Consider the following 16,520-nt stretch of genomic DNA (forward strand, 5'->3'; position numbering starts at 1 on the left):
ATTAGTATCCTGTATTTTGTGGTTTTAAATTACCATTTAACAAAATTTCTGTTTGAGGTATTGGAAGATTTTTGAAATAATCCATCCAATTAGGTTTAACTGCAGATAAGCTCATTAGTTTATTTGTTCGTTTAAGGTCGTAAAAACGATGCCCAAACTCACAGAAAAACTCAATTCTACGTTCGTTTAAAATGGCATTTTCTGCTAAATTACTATCTGTAATATTCAGAGCTGGTATGTTTGCTCTTGTACGAATAGCATTTAAATAATCATTAAAATTTGACCAATTCCCTAGTTGTGCTTCTGCTTCAGCAGCAATCAAATACATTTCTTCTATACGTATTACGATCGAGTATTCTTTTGTTGGTGTAGAAAAACCTCTTTGTTTGTATTTAAAAGCATGAGCATTTGTACCTGTGTCACCTACAAATTTCACCCATTGTGTTTTGCGTAAATCACCTACTTCAAAATCATTCAATAGACTTTGCGAAAGTTGTGCAATCGGAGCCGGATTTGCTGTAAATATATAAGACATCGCTTCGTAAGTATTAAAACCGACAATAGTTGGTTTTAATTGCCAAATGGCACTTTTACTTTCTTTTAAAAACAAGGTTTCAATAGGTTCTAATTCAAAAAGTGGGTTATTAATAACTAAGTTTGCATATTGTAAAGATTCTGTCCATTTTTTTTGATACAAATACATACGAGCCAAGAAAGCTTGAACTACAGGTTTGTTGATTCGAATTCTTTCTGTGTTAGCAACCTCATCGTTCAATAATAATTCGGCTTCTTTTAAATCAGCTATGGCTAAATTCATAACCTCATTTGTACTTTGTTTTGCAATACTCTTGTTTAAATTGTAATTTGTTGTTTTTATATACGGCACGTCTTCGAAAGTTTGCGTTAAATAAAAATGTAGCATTCCACGAATTGCTATCGCCTCTCCAATCAACTTATTTTTTGTAGCTTCTGAAAGATTCGGTGAACTTTCAACTCCTTCGATGATATTGTTAGTCGTATAAATTTGTTTATAGGTTGTGTCCCAAAGTCTTTTCACAGCTGTATTATCAGCAAGAATAACGGCGTCATAGAATTTTCTAGGATCGGTATTTTGAGTTGAGACCACCTCTAATTCATCCGTATAACACGCCATCAGAAATGGATTATCTGCTGTATTACCATTTAAAAATCCTCCCTCAACTAACATCACATATACATTATTCATTGCTGCTTCTGCAGTTGCAACATCATTAAACACCTTTACTTGATCCAATTGATCTTTTGGCAAATCTGTTTCTAAAAAATCACTACAGCTTAGGTTTATTATCAATAAACTAAAACTAAGCATCATATATCTTGGTAAGTTCATAATCTAAAAAATTAAAAATTAAAATTAAATCCTAAAGCAATAGTTCTTAAAGCAGGCAAATAACCAATGGCTGTTTCTGGATCGCTACCTGGGTAATTGGTTATCGTAAATAAGTTTTGACCTTGAATGTAGGTTGCAATGCGCGAGTTAGATTTATTATTTAACTGCCAACTGTATTGTAGTTGCAGCGATTTTAAACGGATGTATGAACCGTCAATAATCATTTGATCACTGTTTTTGTAATTCTCGTAAGCCTGCGTACCTAAAGAATTTGTTTGTAAAACTGGCATTTGATAACCACCATTAGGGTTTTCTTGAGAAAAATAATCAGAAGTCATGGCCAAATTATTCACATTATATCCTAAAGGAGACATATTAGACAATGGAGATAATGCATTTTGCTTAACAAATTGAATTGTGAAATCTAACGACCAGTTTTTATAATTGATGCTATTTTGTATTCCCGCAAACATCATGGTATTGATGTTCATAGCTTTTTTGCGGTCGTTGACATCTATTTTTCCATCTCCATTTAGATCTTCAAAAGTAAACAAGCCTGTTTCTGGGTCTATTCCGGTATAGGTATATACTTTACGTATCGAAGTAGGTTTCCCAATTTCGTAAGTATTGGCGTAGGTTGATTCTTCTAAGTTTGGGAAGGCGATTAGTTTATTTTTAGGTAAACTAATATTGATGTTTGTTGACCAAAAGAATTGATTTTTGGACATATTGATACTACGTAGAGTAAACTCCCAACCCGAATTTTCGACTGTTGCATTTAAATTTGCTTGCACATTTGCAAAACCTGTAGTCCCAGGTAACGGAATCCCAACCAATTGATTTGATGAACGGTTTCTATAATAAGCAATTGAAGGAGCTAATCTTGATTTAAAAAGTTCTATTTCTAATGCGACTTCTATTTTTTTATTGGTTTCCCAACTAAAATCAGGGTTGAATAACCTCATTGGTTCCAAAGCAATTTGATCGTCGTATTTTAGAAAATTTAATCCCAAAGTATTTAAATACTGGTAATCTCCTATTAAATCATTACCTGCAATACCGTAACTTGCTCTTAGTTTTCCGAAACTTAACCAAGACGATTTATCAAATACATTTTCTCTACTAAACAACCAAGCAGCACCCACAGCACCAAAATTCCCCCATTGTTTACCTGGTCCAAATCGGCTTGAACCGTCTCTACGTCCTGTAAGATTTAAAATATACTTTTGTTGATGTATATAATTTACACGTGCATAAAATGCTTGATAACGATACATTAAATCTGCATCTTTGAGAATATGCTGTGAAGTAGCACTTTGAAGATTATCCAACATATCATTTGACAAAAAGCCGTTACCACGTAAGCCTAGAATGTCTTGTTTACGTTCTTCAAAAGTTGTACCTATAAGGAAATTCCAAACTCCTGTATTGGTTTCCAAATTATAAGACAGTTTAGGTTCCATAATCCAACCATCTCTAGAAAACAAAGTTCTACTAACAGAAGAGTCTTTGCTGGTAAAACCCAGTGCTGGGTTCATAGTTGTAGTGGGTACTTTCTTGACTTCTACATTATTTGTAGTTTGTAAACCGGCGTTTATTGAAACATTTAAATTTTTAATAAGTGCATAGCCCATCACAACATTTGCTGAAAAATCATTGGATAGAGATGTGTAGGTTGCATTTAGTTTTGCTAACGGATTTTCGAACGTATTGTTTTCCCAATTCAAATTACCTTCTGCATCGTACAAGTCTGGTGCATTGGGTGCTAAAAATATTTGAGAAGTCAGATCTGTAACCATCAAATTATTTTTTTGATTACTTTTTTGTACTGTAGATTGAAAATAAAAACGATCGTCTTTTGATTGATGGTTTACATTTAATAAAAAATTAGTTCGTTTATAACCAAAATCACCTGGAAAAACCGTTTCGTCTTTTCGATGTCCTGCACTAAATAAATAATTGGTTTTACCATTACCGCCGCTTACTGAGAACTGGGTATTTTGAGAAACAGCTTTACCTCCCAAAAATTCTTTTTGCCAATTGGTATATTTATTTTCATCCCAAGTACCATTTACATCATAGGCATTGGCTGGGTAATCAGTGACACCTGCATTAGCAAAGGCATCTCGACGCATTTGTAAATATTGCGCTGTATTCATTAAATCCATATACTTGGCTACGGTACTGACTGAAGTAGTTGATTGAAATGAAAATGTGGTTCTATCAGAGCTTCCTTTCTTAGTCGTAATAAGTACTACTCCATTACTCCCACGAGAACCATATATAGCCGTTGCATCGGCATCTTTCAGTACCTCAATACTTTCTATATCGTTTGGATTAATACTATTTAAAGGACTTACGTTACCTTTACTAAATATTTGACCTGATAGTGTTTGATCTGAAGCTGACTGCGAAGCATAGGGTACACCATCAACGATATACAAGGGCGCGTTTCCCTCGGTTCTTAAACTATTGCGCCCTCTTATTTGTATATCGAAGCCACCGCCAGGGACACCACTATTCTGCGTAATGTTTACCCCTGCCATACGTCCTTGCATAGCGGCCAGTGGGTTGGCAACTGGTTGTTGACCAATTTCTTTTGCGGTTATTTTACTTATACTACCGGTGCGTTCTTTGTCTTTTACGGTATAATAGCCCGCATTAATTACCAGTTCATCTAAAGTGTTTTCATCTGCTACCAGTGTAACATTTAAAGTGCTGGTTTTTACAGTAAACGTTTGCGGTTTGTAACCTAAATAATCAAAAGTTACTTGGGTATTTAATGGAATTTGAATGGTATAGAATCCCAATTCGTTGGTTTGGGTACCATTTTCGGTATCGGTTTGCCACACGTTTACTCCAGCTAGTGGACCGTTGGCATCTTTCACTACTCCAGATAGAGTCAGTGTTTTTTCTTGTGCGTAGGTTTTTAAACTACACAACAGCATAATTAGCACGTACGTTAGGGGTACGGTTAGTGCTGTAAAAGTAATTTTTTTCATACTTTTGTAATGTTAATTAATAATTCGAGTTGATTAATATTTATCTCCCTGATACGAGCGCCAACTTTACTCAGGGGGATTTTTTTTTCCTGCAAGGTTTTCAAAACCTTGTAGGTATATGATTTTATTTGATTTTTATGTTCAAATTCTAAAGTTTACAATAATTATGTTTTTAATTCATTTTGTTCATTTTGCCTTAATACAGCATTTGTTTTTTTGAGTTGTTTTGGTTTTAATAGTACGTTTTAGATTGTTACATTTTGCTTTAACTTTTGGCTTGATCCAAAAGTTACAAAAAATCAAGACTGCAAAAAGAAATTCTAAAAATGCGCGCATTTTGCTAAATCATTTGAATCTTGCTTTTTCAAAGCTTCAGTCAGCCAAATGATTTTTTACGCAATAAGCTTCATTTTCTTAACGTATTTCTTTTTGATGTCGGGTTTCGATTCTACTGAATATTAAGTTAATCATTTTAATGAACGTAATTTTATTCTGCTGAAAATGCTATTAATACATTTTCAAATTCAATTCCCGATTCTCTTTTCCCGATTCTCTATTTCCTATTCTCTTTTCCCTATTACCTATTACAATGAACGTTTTTAACAGTACTAAATATTCTATTTCGTCATGCTGCACTGGTTACTGAGCTTCGTCGAAGTACAGCATCGCATCTAGTTTTTCAAGTGTTTATTTTAGATTTATAATTCTATTTGTTCTTTTACCTCTTCTTTGTTATTTTTAAATTAGGGAGTCGGTGAACCTTCGGTTTGGATTACCCCCAAAAGAAACAAAAGGGGTTTTCGACGCAGTATTTTAACGATCTACTACGGCTTATTTCTAAAAGTAACCAAATACAAGCCTTAATGACTTAGCTTTTTAAAATACACGTGTAAGGCGTAGTATTCATGAGAAACTTGAAAAAATATTAACACTCGAATAAACTTGCTTCGCTTCGGACAGAGGTTACTTTTTTACGAAATTGCACCTTGTAGATTCTCGTCAAAATTCTGTATGTCGGGTTTACGATTCTACTTAATAATTTAAACTGCTTTTTCAAAGGGTTTTGATTCTACCTTCTGACTACATTTGGTTATTATAGTACGTATTACAATTTCTTATCTTTTTTCTTCTTCTTTAAATGCACTAAAGAAGCAAAGTGCTCCGACGCAGTCTAAATACGGTCTAAAGGGTTTCGAACGCTAAATCAATAAGATCTTACTTTTTCAAAGCTTCAAATACAAGCCTTAATGACTTGGGCTATTCAGACTGAGCGTGTAAGGCGCAGTATTCATGAGAACAAAAACAAATATTAACGCTTGAATAGTCAGCTCATTGATTTTACGCTTTTCTCAACTTTTAGACTCTCGCATTTATACTGTATGTCGGGTTTGCGATTCTACTGAATAGAATATTTATTTTCATTTTTAAATCTTCAAACTTTCAAATTTGGTTCTCTGTTCCCCATTCTCATTTCCCTAAATAAAATCTACCAAACCGCGACTTTCGAAATGAAAAATTACCTATCTATTATGAATAATGAAAATTCTGTGATTTGGTTATTTTGCTTGTTTTAATCAGTTAATTAATATTTATCTCCCTGATGCAAGCGCCAACTTTACTCAGAGGGATTTTTTTTTCCTGCAAGGTTTTCAAAACCTTGTAGGTATATGATTTTATTTGATTTTTATGTTCAAATTCTAGAGTTTACAATAATTATGTTTTTAATTCATTTTGATTATTTTTATTTGATGTAGTATTTGTTTTTTTGAGTTGCTTTGGTTTTAATAGTACATTTTAGATTCTTATATTTTATCTTCTAACTTTTACCTCCTCTTTGCTATTTTTAAATTTAAAGAGTCGGTGAACCTGCGGTTTGCCTTGATGCAAAAGTTACAAAAATTACTCATCGTTATTATTTGTTTTAGTATTCGTGAATCTTCGAGGTTTTTACTTTCCTACTTAAAATAAAACAAAATTTACCTCTCGATTTCAAGACTGCAAATAGAAATACTAAAAATGCGCACATTTTTCTAAATCATTTGAAAACTTGCTTTTTCAAAGCTTCAAATACAAGCCTTAATGACTTAGCTATTTACACTGAAAGTGTAAGGCGCTGTATTCATGAGAACCAAAACAAATATAAACGCTCGAATAAACAGCTTTTGATTTTACGCTTTTCTCAACTTTTAGACTCTCGCATTTATACTGTACGTCAGGTTTCGATTCTACTTAATAATTTAAACTGCTTTTTCAAATTTTCAAATCTTTCAAATCTTTAAATTTTGAAATTCGATTCCCGATTCTCTTTTCCTTATTCCCTATTACATTGAACGTTTTTGATTGAACAAAGATTCTTCGACTTCGTTTCACTGCGCTCAGAATGACAGTATATTTCAAATTCAATTCCCCATTCTCTATTTCCCTATTCTCTTTTCCTTATTCCAACGATTTTCATATCTTTCAAAAAATAAAAAGTTAATCTGTGATGTTCTTTAAATTCAATTCATAGCTTGTACTTCTACCACCGGATATTGATTTTAGTAAAATATTTTTTTTGAGTAAATCATTTATATCCCTTAGGGCTGTATCTGTTGATACTTTATTTATTTTTGCCCATTTAGTTGTGTTTAATTTACCTTCAAAACCGTCTAACATCATGGTTATTATTTTCTTTTGTCGTTCATTTTCTATCCTACTTCCAAATAAACGGTAAAAATGATGCTTTTGTATTACTTTAGTTAAAATTTGCTCTGCGTTTTCTATAGCCAGTAATAAGTTATCACAGAACCAAAGTAGCCATTTTGTTATGTCTTGATCGCCTTTTTGGGTATGTTCTAAAACTTCGTAATACTCTTTTCTATTTTGACGAATTTGCGAAGACATACTATAAAACCTTTTGTTATTACCATCAGCTTTGGTTAGAATCATATCTCCTAAAGTTCTTGCTATACGTCCATTACCATCATCGAAAGGATGAATGGTGACAAACCAAAAATGAGCAATTGCCGCTTTAAGAACCGTATCTAAATTTTGCTGTTCATTAAACCATTTCAAAAAATCTCTCATTTCATTAGATACATTTTTAGAATCTGGTGCTTGAAAATGTATATTTTCTCTTCCTAATGGTCCAGAAACAACTTGCATTGGTCCATCAATATCTTCGCGCCATTGAGCGACTTGAATTTTATACATACCACTTCTACCTGTTGGGAAGAGCGCAGCATGCCAATTAAACAATCTCTCTTCTGTTAATGGAAGTAAGGCATTATTTACGGCATCTATCATCATTTCCACTACACCATCCACATTTCTATCTGATGGAATAAGTCCGGATATATCAAGTCCTAATCTTCGAGCTATTGATGACCTTACCTGATCTTTATCTAATTGTTCACCTTCTATAGCTGATGATTTTATGACATCTTCTGTCAATGTTAACAGATTAGCTTCTTCTTTGAGATCAAATCCTAGAATCTCCAGCTTACCCACTAACTTTCCTTGCACATTTCTAACATGAGCTAGTTTATGAATAAGTACATCGTTATCCCATATAAAATGCGTCCAGTTTTTTAATTGATGAATGTATATTGCCATGGTATTGATTTTTATGCAGTAAATATAACTATTATTTACCGCACAATATGCGGTCATTAAAACTATTATTCACCGCATTTTTATTTTCTATAGAAAGAAAATACGTTTTCATAGCTTATATCCCTTTTTTAAGAAACTCCAGCTAATAGCTTTATTTTTTTTTCTTTTACGTAGTTTTTTAAACTACATAACTGCAAAATTAGCACGTACGTTAGGGGTACGGTTAGTGCTGTAAAAGTAATTTTTTCATGATTTTGTGATGTTAGTTAATAATTCGAGTTGATTAATATTTATCTCCCTGATGCGAGCGCCAACTTTACTCAGGGGGATTTTTTTATTTTTATGTCTTTTTCCTTTTCTTTTTTAAGCACCAAAAAGAAAGAAAAAGTGCTCCGACGCAGTCTAAATACGGTCTAAAGGGTTTCGAACGCTAAATCAATAAGATCTTGCTTTTTCAAAGCTTCGGTCAGCTCATTGATTTTACGCTTTTCTCAACTTTTAGACTCTCGCATTTATACTGTATGTCGAGTTTACGATTCTACTGAATATTTTATTACATTTTCAAATTGAAGTCCCGATTCTCTTTTTCCCTATTCCCTATTACAATGAACGTTTTTGTTTGTACTTCATATTCTATTTTGTCATGCTGCACTTGATGCTGCATCGCATCTAGTTTTCAAGAGTTTGTTTTGTTTTAATAGTACATTTAAATTTTTGTATTTTACTTTTTCCTTTTTGAAGCACCAAAAAGAAAGAAAAAGTGCTTCGACTCAGTATTTTAACGATCTACTACGGTTTATTTCTAAAAGTAACCAGACTTGCTTCGCTTCGAACAGAGGTTACTTTTTTACGAAATTGCACCTTGCAGATTCTCGTCAAAATTCTGTATGTCGGGTTTCGATTCTGCGGAAGATTTAATTTCATTTTCAAATTTTCAAATCAACTCATTTTCAAATTCAATTCCCGATTCTCTATTTCATATTTTCTATTACAATGAACGTTTTTGTTTGTACAAAGATTCTTCGACTCCGTTTCACTGCGCTCAGAATGTTCTGTGTTTCTATGCAACTATTTTAACAATAATTTTCTTGATATTTACCATTCGCTTTAGCTATTGCAAACGCTTGTTTTAATAGTTTGTTTGCAATAGCTATTTTAATTACTCTTTCTGGTTTTCCAAGGCTTTTCAATCTGTCGTACATTTCTTTACAAGTTTTGTTACAATGTTTAGCTGACCAACTGCACATATAAAGCAACTTTCTGATTTGTGCTTTACCCATTTTACAAATATGTCCTTTTCCCTTTACACTGGTTCCACTTTGATATATTCTGGGACTAAACCCTACATAAGCGATGAGCTGTTTATAATTCTCAAACTTCTTGAAGTTATCGGTTATCAAAGATAGCATCATTGCGGTTTTTCTACCTATGCCTGGAATACTCTCAATATTCTCGATAGTCTGACCGTATTGCTGTTTTGCTAATCGTTCCATTTCTACTTCGATTTTATGTTTGGTTTTTTCAAGATTGGAAAGATCTTTTTTTATAGTCTTTTCTAAAAATTTGTCTAACGAACCACTGCTTTCAAAGGCTTCTAATTGGCGTTTGTTTTGTTGGATTTGTTTATTTAACAGTTCAACTCGTGTGTATAAATGTCGAAGCTTCGTACAATTTTCACTTTCTTGTTCCCACTGTTTCAAGTCATACTTTTCACCATATTCGGCTATTGTTCTTGCGTCTTTTTTGTCCGTTTTAGCACGATAAAGCATTGTCTGACTAAAACGCTTGATCACCAAAGGATTTTCTACACAAACTTTAATATTCCGACTGCTTAAAAAAGTAGCTAATGGGAAATAATAACTGCCCGAAGCCTCCATAACAACCCAATCTACTTGTTCTATCAAATTTAACAACTGTTTAAATCCTTTTTCTTCATTAGGAAAAACAAAATAATCCCATCGTTCTTTTCGCTTAAAACTTACATCAAAAGTTTGTTTGCTAATGTCAATTCCAATAATTTTACACATACATAAAATGTTTTATCAGAAAAGAAATTACTACACTAATTTACCTATTCTAAATACAGGCTTTATAACCTAATGTTCTGTCCAAATTTTGTAGTAAGGGTAAAGGAACTAACATTCTGAACGGTCTTATATGACAAATGACAATCAATAGTCTTACTTCTTTACCCTTTCTTTTCTTTCTCGATTTACAATATTTAAAAATAACTATTTGCAAACATAGAATGACAGTATATTTCAAATTCAATTCCCTAATCCCAATTTCCCAAAAAGAGCTTCAGTACACAGTTAATCCGTCTCAAACTAGAACCTAGCGGGTTAAACTTAATTTTTATCATAACTGTGTACCTGACTCTTAACTAACAAAATAAAAAATATTAAAAGTGTTTTTAATTTTTAGTCTTTAGCTTTTAGTTATTAGTTTAGAATATTTTGTTTCTATTCCCCATTCCCCATTCCCCATTCCCTAAAAAAACTCCCGAACCACGACTTTTTAATAAAATATAAAACCTACTATGAAAAGAATTTTTTGCGTGGTTCGATTGTTTTAACATTAATAAACTAATTCTAATAAAAATGATTTTCTTTTACTTAATGTGGGTTGAAAACGCAGGCTCCTAACTTTCTGATATAGCAAAGAGGCTTGCTGTGTGTGTGTTTTTTATTTTTCTGAATGGTCGCCAAACTTATTCTAATTCTATTCGTTTTTAAAATTACCTATCAATGAACGTTTTTTGTTTGTACTGAATAATCTATTCTGCGAAACATTTTAATTTCATACTTTTCTTTTATGACTAAAAGAAACAAAAGTCTTTTTTTACGGCTACCTCTATCAGGATCAAACCTCAGTTTACTCACTATCTTTTTGAATCGTTGCAAGCAACTCAAAAAGATTACGCTCGTTTCACTGGTTTGATGCTCCTGTTAGAGCTAAATGCCGTTTATTTCTGCTATATATTGTATTTATTCTTTCAATGAACGTTTTGTTTGTAGTTAATATTCTATTTTGTAGTTATAAACTTGGTTACTTCGTCACTTCGTTACTTGGTTACTTCGTACAATTCGCAAGATTGGGTCAGTATCGTATCTTATTTTTTGTTTTCGTTTTAAAGTAGAATTGTAATTCTTTATTTTATTTCTTTTTCTTTAAATGCACTAAAGAAAACAAATACAAGCCTTTATGACTTGACTATTTACACTGAACGTGTAAGGCGCAGTATTCATGAGATCGAAAACAAATATTAACACTCGAATAATCAGCTTTTTGATTTTACGCTTTTCTCAACTTTTAGACACTCGCATTTTGACTGTATGTCGGGGTTTCGATTCTGCTGAATATTGATTTTCTTCTTTCAATGAAGCTGATATATACTACTAAATATTATAACTTGGATCCGGATTTAAATTCGTTCCGTTCGGACTTTGTCCTCGGGTGCGGATTTGGTTATTTTCTTTTGGATTACCCCCAAAAGAAACACATACAAGCCTTAATGACTTGATTATTTACACTGAACGTGTAAGGCGCAGTATTCATGAGAACCAAAACAAATATTAACGCTCGAATAAAAGGGGTTTCCGACGCAGTATTTTAACGATCTACTACGGCTTATTTCTAAAAGCAACCGGTCTTGCTTCGCTTCGGTCAGCGGTTGCTTTTTTAAGAAATTTCACCTTGCAGATTCTCGTCAAAATCCTGTATGTCGGGGTTTCGATTCTGCAAAATAGGTTGTGAATACTTTTTTTAGTCCGTTTATTTTATTTGTAATAAATAGTTTACTTATAATTCCATTTACTATTTCTCTATTCCCTAATTCCCTATTTCAATGAACGTGTTCTGTTTGTAGTTAATATTCAATTTTGTAGTTACAAACTTGGTTACTTCGTATAGTTCGCAAGATCGGGTCAGTATCACATTAAGTTTTTTGATTCTTATATTATTCTTTTGGATTACCCCCAAAAGAACCAAAAGGGGTTTCCGACGCAGTATTTTAACGATCTACTACGGCTTATTTCTAAAAGCAACCGGTCTTGCTTCGCTTCGGTCAGCGATTGCTTTTTTAAGAAATTTCACCTTGCAGATTCTCGTTAAAATTCTGTATGTCGGGTTTACGTTTCTGCTGAATATTGTGTTTTGTTTTTCAATGAACGTGTTTTATTTGTACTTAATATTCTATTTTGTAGTTCTAAACTTGGTTACTCGGTCACTACGTCACTTGGACACTTGGTTACTATATACGCTTTGTTTCTACTGAATATACTATTTTAAACCTTAAACTTTAAACCTAGAACATATAATCATTTCATTTTCAAATCTTCAAATTATCACATTTTCCCAATTCCCTATTCCCCATTCCCTATTCCTTAAAATGCAGATTCGCTTTGTTTCTACTGAATATTGATTCCTTTCTTTCAATTGACATATTTTGTTTTAACTTGATTCTATTATGTCATTCTGCACTTGATGAAGTATCTCATTTGTTTTCTTAGGATTACTTTGGTTTCAATAGTGAGAATTGAGTTTTGTATTGGTTTTCTTCTTCTTTAAAAGCACTAAAGAAGACAAATACAAGCCTTAATGACTTGACCATTTACACTGGAAGTCTATGGCGTCGTATTCATGAGATCCAAAACAAATATTAACTCTCGAATAAAGTGCTTCGACGCAGTATTTTAACGATCTACTACGGCTTATTTCTAAAAGGAACTGGTCTTGCTTTTTCAAAGTATCGGTCAGCAGTTCCTTTCTTACGAAATTTCACCTTGCAGATTCTCGTCAAAATCCTGTATGTCGGGTTTACGTATCTGCTGAATATTGTGTTTTGTTTTTCAATGAACGTGTTTTATTTGTACTTAATATTCCATTTTGTAGTTATAAACTTGGTCACTTGGTTACTTGGTCACTACGTCACTTCGTTACTACGTTACTACGTCACTACGTCACTTGGTTACTATATACGCTCTGTTTCTACTGAATATACTATTTCGAACCTTAAACTTTTAACCTAGAACTTATAATCATTTCATTTTCAAATCTTCAAATTATCTCATTTTCAAATTCAATTCCTTATTCCCCATTCCCTATTCCTTTTATCGCTGATTCGCTAATTCGCTTTGTTTCTACTGAATATACTATTTTGAACCTTAAACTTTAAACCTAGAACATATAATCATTTCATTTTCAAATCTTCAAATTATCTCATTTTCAAATTCAATTCCTTATTCCCCATTCCCTACTCCCCAATTCATTTAATGCACTATCTATGCTTTATCTATGGAGTATCTATACTTTAAGTTTGGGGCATGAGTATTCTTACACAAATAAAAGTTTTTAGGTAATGTATAGGTAATTAAAGTGTGCAGTTATCCTGTTCCCATACAACTTTTTTTTGAATATAATTCACAAGTTGGAAAATATTTATTATAAAATAATTAGAAAACGGTATGTTTAGATTAGCAAAACACTGATGGAACCCTTACAAACAAAGGGATTCTAAAAAATATACTTATAGGGTGTACGAACCTATAATTAAGAGGATGTTGTGTACAACTTGGCTTTTTTTCATGTTGACCTTGGAAAAAAAAGGGAAATGATATTGGGAAAAAACCAAGTTTACTTTTGATACTAAAATAAAACCCAAAAACTGCTACAGCTACAATAATTGCCTTGTTTTTTTGGTAAACCAAAATAAAGCATTACTTTTAAAGGGCGAGTTTAAAAATAGATGGTATTTACCTAAAACAAGGTTTTTTGGGGGCATGGCCGTTAGGGAATTATGGCTATAATTGATTTAACTAACAGTTAGCCCCTTTTTTGGTTTTGTAGCAGTTTGGGATATAACCACCCGACTGTTAAGTAGGTGGTTTGAGTATGGATGTTAAAAATTTCGTTCTCATAATTTTATAGTTTGGGTTTATGGAACGATGCATCTTGGAGTATGAAAAAATTTTGCACAAAAAAGGCAAGGCGGTTTCACACTTTAGAGTCAAGGGCGACCAAACCCAACAATAACAAAAGTTAAAGCTTCCATCTAAAGCACACGTGAAAACCGCCCATGCCGTATGCGAAAGTACGAAACTTTTTTGAGACATGGAGCGATTTCACAATGATCTCGATGGAAAATTGGTCGTTTTGACTCGAGACAACATCGTTTAATTATAACTGAAACAGTTTAATTATCAATTCGCTAAAACAAATATAATAAATAAACTGGAATATAATGCAAGTTTTTAAAAAAAATGGCAAAAAAAATTAATAATATAAAAAAAATCTTAAATACCTCAGAGTTACAAGTAAAAGTACTTGCTCTTTATTTAGATATGGATGATACCACTATAAGCAAATGGAATTCAAATACTGCCCAGCCAAGCTTGAAGAGGTTAAATGAAGTTGGGGAAATTTTAGAAGTAGATAACACTACTCTAATTCAATCAATTCCTAGAGAATCAACTGGACTTGCCCTGGCATTACAAACTGAATACAAACGATTGCAAAAAAATGGCATGTTAGAGAAAATTAAAAAAACTAATGATATGGGTGAATTAAAAGAGGTTAATAATCCTGAATTTGTAAAAGCACTACAAAATTTTGTAACTGAATACAAATTAAAAAATAAATAACCCCAGAGAAAAATACACTTAATTAAAAATGACAAAAAAACTTATTGTAGGAATATTAGCAATCTTTTGCACTATAACTACATTTGCACAAAACACACCAACTTATCCACAACCAAAAGAAGGTTACAAACGCGTGGATTTAATTTTCCCTAAAATAGAAAACGATGATCAATTCAAAGTTGAAGTTCGCTTTGGTATGGAGACGGAACTATATCCTTGTAGTAAAGCTGATTTTTATTTTAGACCAGATGCGTTGGTTAAAGGCTCTGGGATTAAAGACGGACGTTTCCCTTATTATGATTTAACTACAAATCAGGCCGAAGTTTTTGAAGGGTTTATGAATGACAGTTGCAAAAAGGAGAAGAGAGTTAAAAGAAAAATTCTTAGTGATAACTCTTTACTTCTAGAATATAACAGTTACTATCCTATCCCTTTTTATATACCAGAAAGCTATACTTTAGAATATCGATTATGGAACACGATAACAAAAGAATTTACTACGGTTAATTTTAAATAATTTTATTTGTTAATATTACGCCAACTTCGTTTATAAATTCGAGGTTTTATAAATTCGAAAAACATCCAATAAGCAACAAATCAAAATTTCTCAGAATGTCATAGCGATTTTTAAACCTTTTAAATATTATTGTATATAAATCTTAGTTTTAATTTTATATAAGAACAAGTTTAAAATGAAAAATCAATTTCTATTTATTATAGTTTTACTTTTTGTAAATTTTTCTTATAGTCAAGAATTAATTGTAAAATATCGCTTCGAAAAAATTCAATATGTGGAGAGTATCGATTGGCAAAATGATGATATTTACTGTGCTGGTTATACATTTAAAACAGAAATAAACGATGGGAATTCTACCGATGCTTATTTGATTAATTACGACATAAATTTAAAACCAAAATGGACTCTTAAAATTAATGATGCGCATTCAAACATAATTTACTCAATAAAAAGACACAAAGATAAAATTTATGCTCTGGTTACTCAAGGTACTGTTCAGCCTTTAACACAAGATGTTAAGATTAATCTATTTATCATTAGTTTAGATGGAGTAATTGAAAATAAAGTACCATTCGGTACAACATCCTTAAGTCCTTCAAATATTACTATTGAGGGTGATCATTTGATTTTTGGTCATACAGTAAGTGATGGAATTTCAAATTCAAGCAATTCAAAATCCGAAATCATTCAATACAATCTTAGCAACAAAGAAATTGTGAGATTTAAAAGTAGTGATTATCAACCAAAGCCAAAAAAAGTAATTGCAAATGGTTCAGATATCTATTTATTTGGACAATATATTCATCCTACTAATCCAATGAACATTATGACCTTCAGAAAGGGAAAATATTCTGAAATTTCATTGAATTCAAAAGAAACGGAGTATTTTCTTGATAGTTACATAAATGGAAATATTTTGACAGTCGTAAGCGTTTTTCCTGGTGTTTACTACAACTCAAAAAAATATTTAAAAATTTACTACATCAATTTAGAAAATGATTCTATTAAATCAATAAGTAAAAGTTATGCTGAATTAGGATGGGAAGAAGCTCGATTTTATACATTTTCAAAAGGAAATTCATCTTGGGGAATTATAAAAGACACTCAAACTAAAACAATTAAATACGCTCTCATCAATGAGAAAGGAAATGTAGATAAGACCTTGAATTTTGATATGCAAAATGGAGGAAGTTATTGGGAAAGGTACATTTTTAAATCTGACAAATTGCTAAACGCTAATTCAAGTGGAATACAAATTTATAAATATGAATAAAAACTTAGCTTTAGCTGCGCTCAGTCCCTACGGTTGAACGTCTTGCCCGTTGCCCTTTCGATTAGGTTAGCTTTAAAATTAGGATTAAGTTTAGTATTTGATAAAAAAATGCAAAACTTTACTC

The 16,520-nt window shown here is 32.1% G+C and carries 7 protein-coding genes; 3 read left to right on the forward strand and 4 right to left on the reverse strand.

Annotated elements, in window-relative coordinates; all coding sequences use genetic code 11:
* Nucleotide 1: 1 nt before the first annotated feature.
* The 4 genes from HW119_RS13790 to HW119_RS13805 all read right to left on the reverse strand — a co-directional run bounded on the left by HW119_RS13790 (nucleotide 2) and on the right by HW119_RS13805 (nucleotide 9,992).
* The gene (locus HW119_RS13790; RefSeq protein ID WP_177765332.1) at nucleotides 2-1,369 is read right to left on the reverse strand and encodes a RagB/SusD family nutrient uptake outer membrane protein; all 1,368 of its coding nucleotides are present in this window, start codon (nucleotides 1,367-1,369) and stop codon (nucleotides 2-4) included.
* 11 nt (nucleotides 1,370-1,380) lie between these two features.
* Nucleotides 1,381-4,371 (reverse strand): SusC/RagA family TonB-linked outer membrane protein, encoded by a 2,991-nt coding sequence (locus HW119_RS13795; RefSeq protein ID WP_177765334.1) that lies wholly within the window; start codon nucleotides 4,369-4,371, stop codon nucleotides 1,381-1,383.
* A 2,475-nt stretch (nucleotides 4,372-6,846) separates the two neighbouring features.
* Nucleotides 6,847-7,965 carry a Fic family protein gene (locus HW119_RS13800; protein ID WP_177765336.1) on the reverse strand — a complete coding sequence of 373 codons (1,119 nt, stop codon included), beginning with the start codon at nucleotides 7,963-7,965 and terminating at the stop codon, nucleotides 6,847-6,849.
* Nucleotides 7,966-9,038: 1,073 nt separating this feature from the next.
* On the reverse strand, nucleotides 9,039-9,992 hold the full coding sequence (locus HW119_RS13805) for an IS110 family transposase (RefSeq protein ID WP_177761900.1): 954 nt from the start codon (nucleotides 9,990-9,992) through the stop codon (nucleotides 9,039-9,041).
* Nucleotides 9,993-14,225: 4,233 nt separating this feature from the next.
* Between HW119_RS13805 and HW119_RS13810 the strand changes: the two genes are divergently transcribed.
* The 3 genes from HW119_RS13810 to HW119_RS13820 all read left to right on the forward strand — a co-directional run bounded on the left by HW119_RS13810 (nucleotide 14,226) and on the right by HW119_RS13820 (nucleotide 16,396).
* Nucleotides 14,226-14,606, forward strand: a complete 381-nt coding sequence (locus HW119_RS13810) for a hypothetical protein (protein WP_177765338.1) — start codon at nucleotides 14,226-14,228, stop codon at nucleotides 14,604-14,606.
* Between the two features lie 28 nt (nucleotides 14,607-14,634).
* A complete protein-coding gene (locus HW119_RS13815) occupies nucleotides 14,635-15,123 on the forward strand; it encodes an ecotin family protein (RefSeq protein ID WP_177765340.1) in 489 nt (162 codons plus the stop codon).
* 175 nt (nucleotides 15,124-15,298) lie between these two features.
* Entirely contained in the window at nucleotides 15,299-16,396 is a 1,098-nt protein-coding gene (locus HW119_RS13820) for a hypothetical protein (RefSeq protein WP_177765342.1), read from the forward strand.
* Nucleotides 16,397-16,520: the final 124 nt, after the last annotated feature.

This window comes from Flavobacterium sp. I3-2 (assembly GCF_013389595.1).
GTDB lineage: Bacteria > Bacteroidota > Bacteroidia > Flavobacteriales > Flavobacteriaceae > Flavobacterium.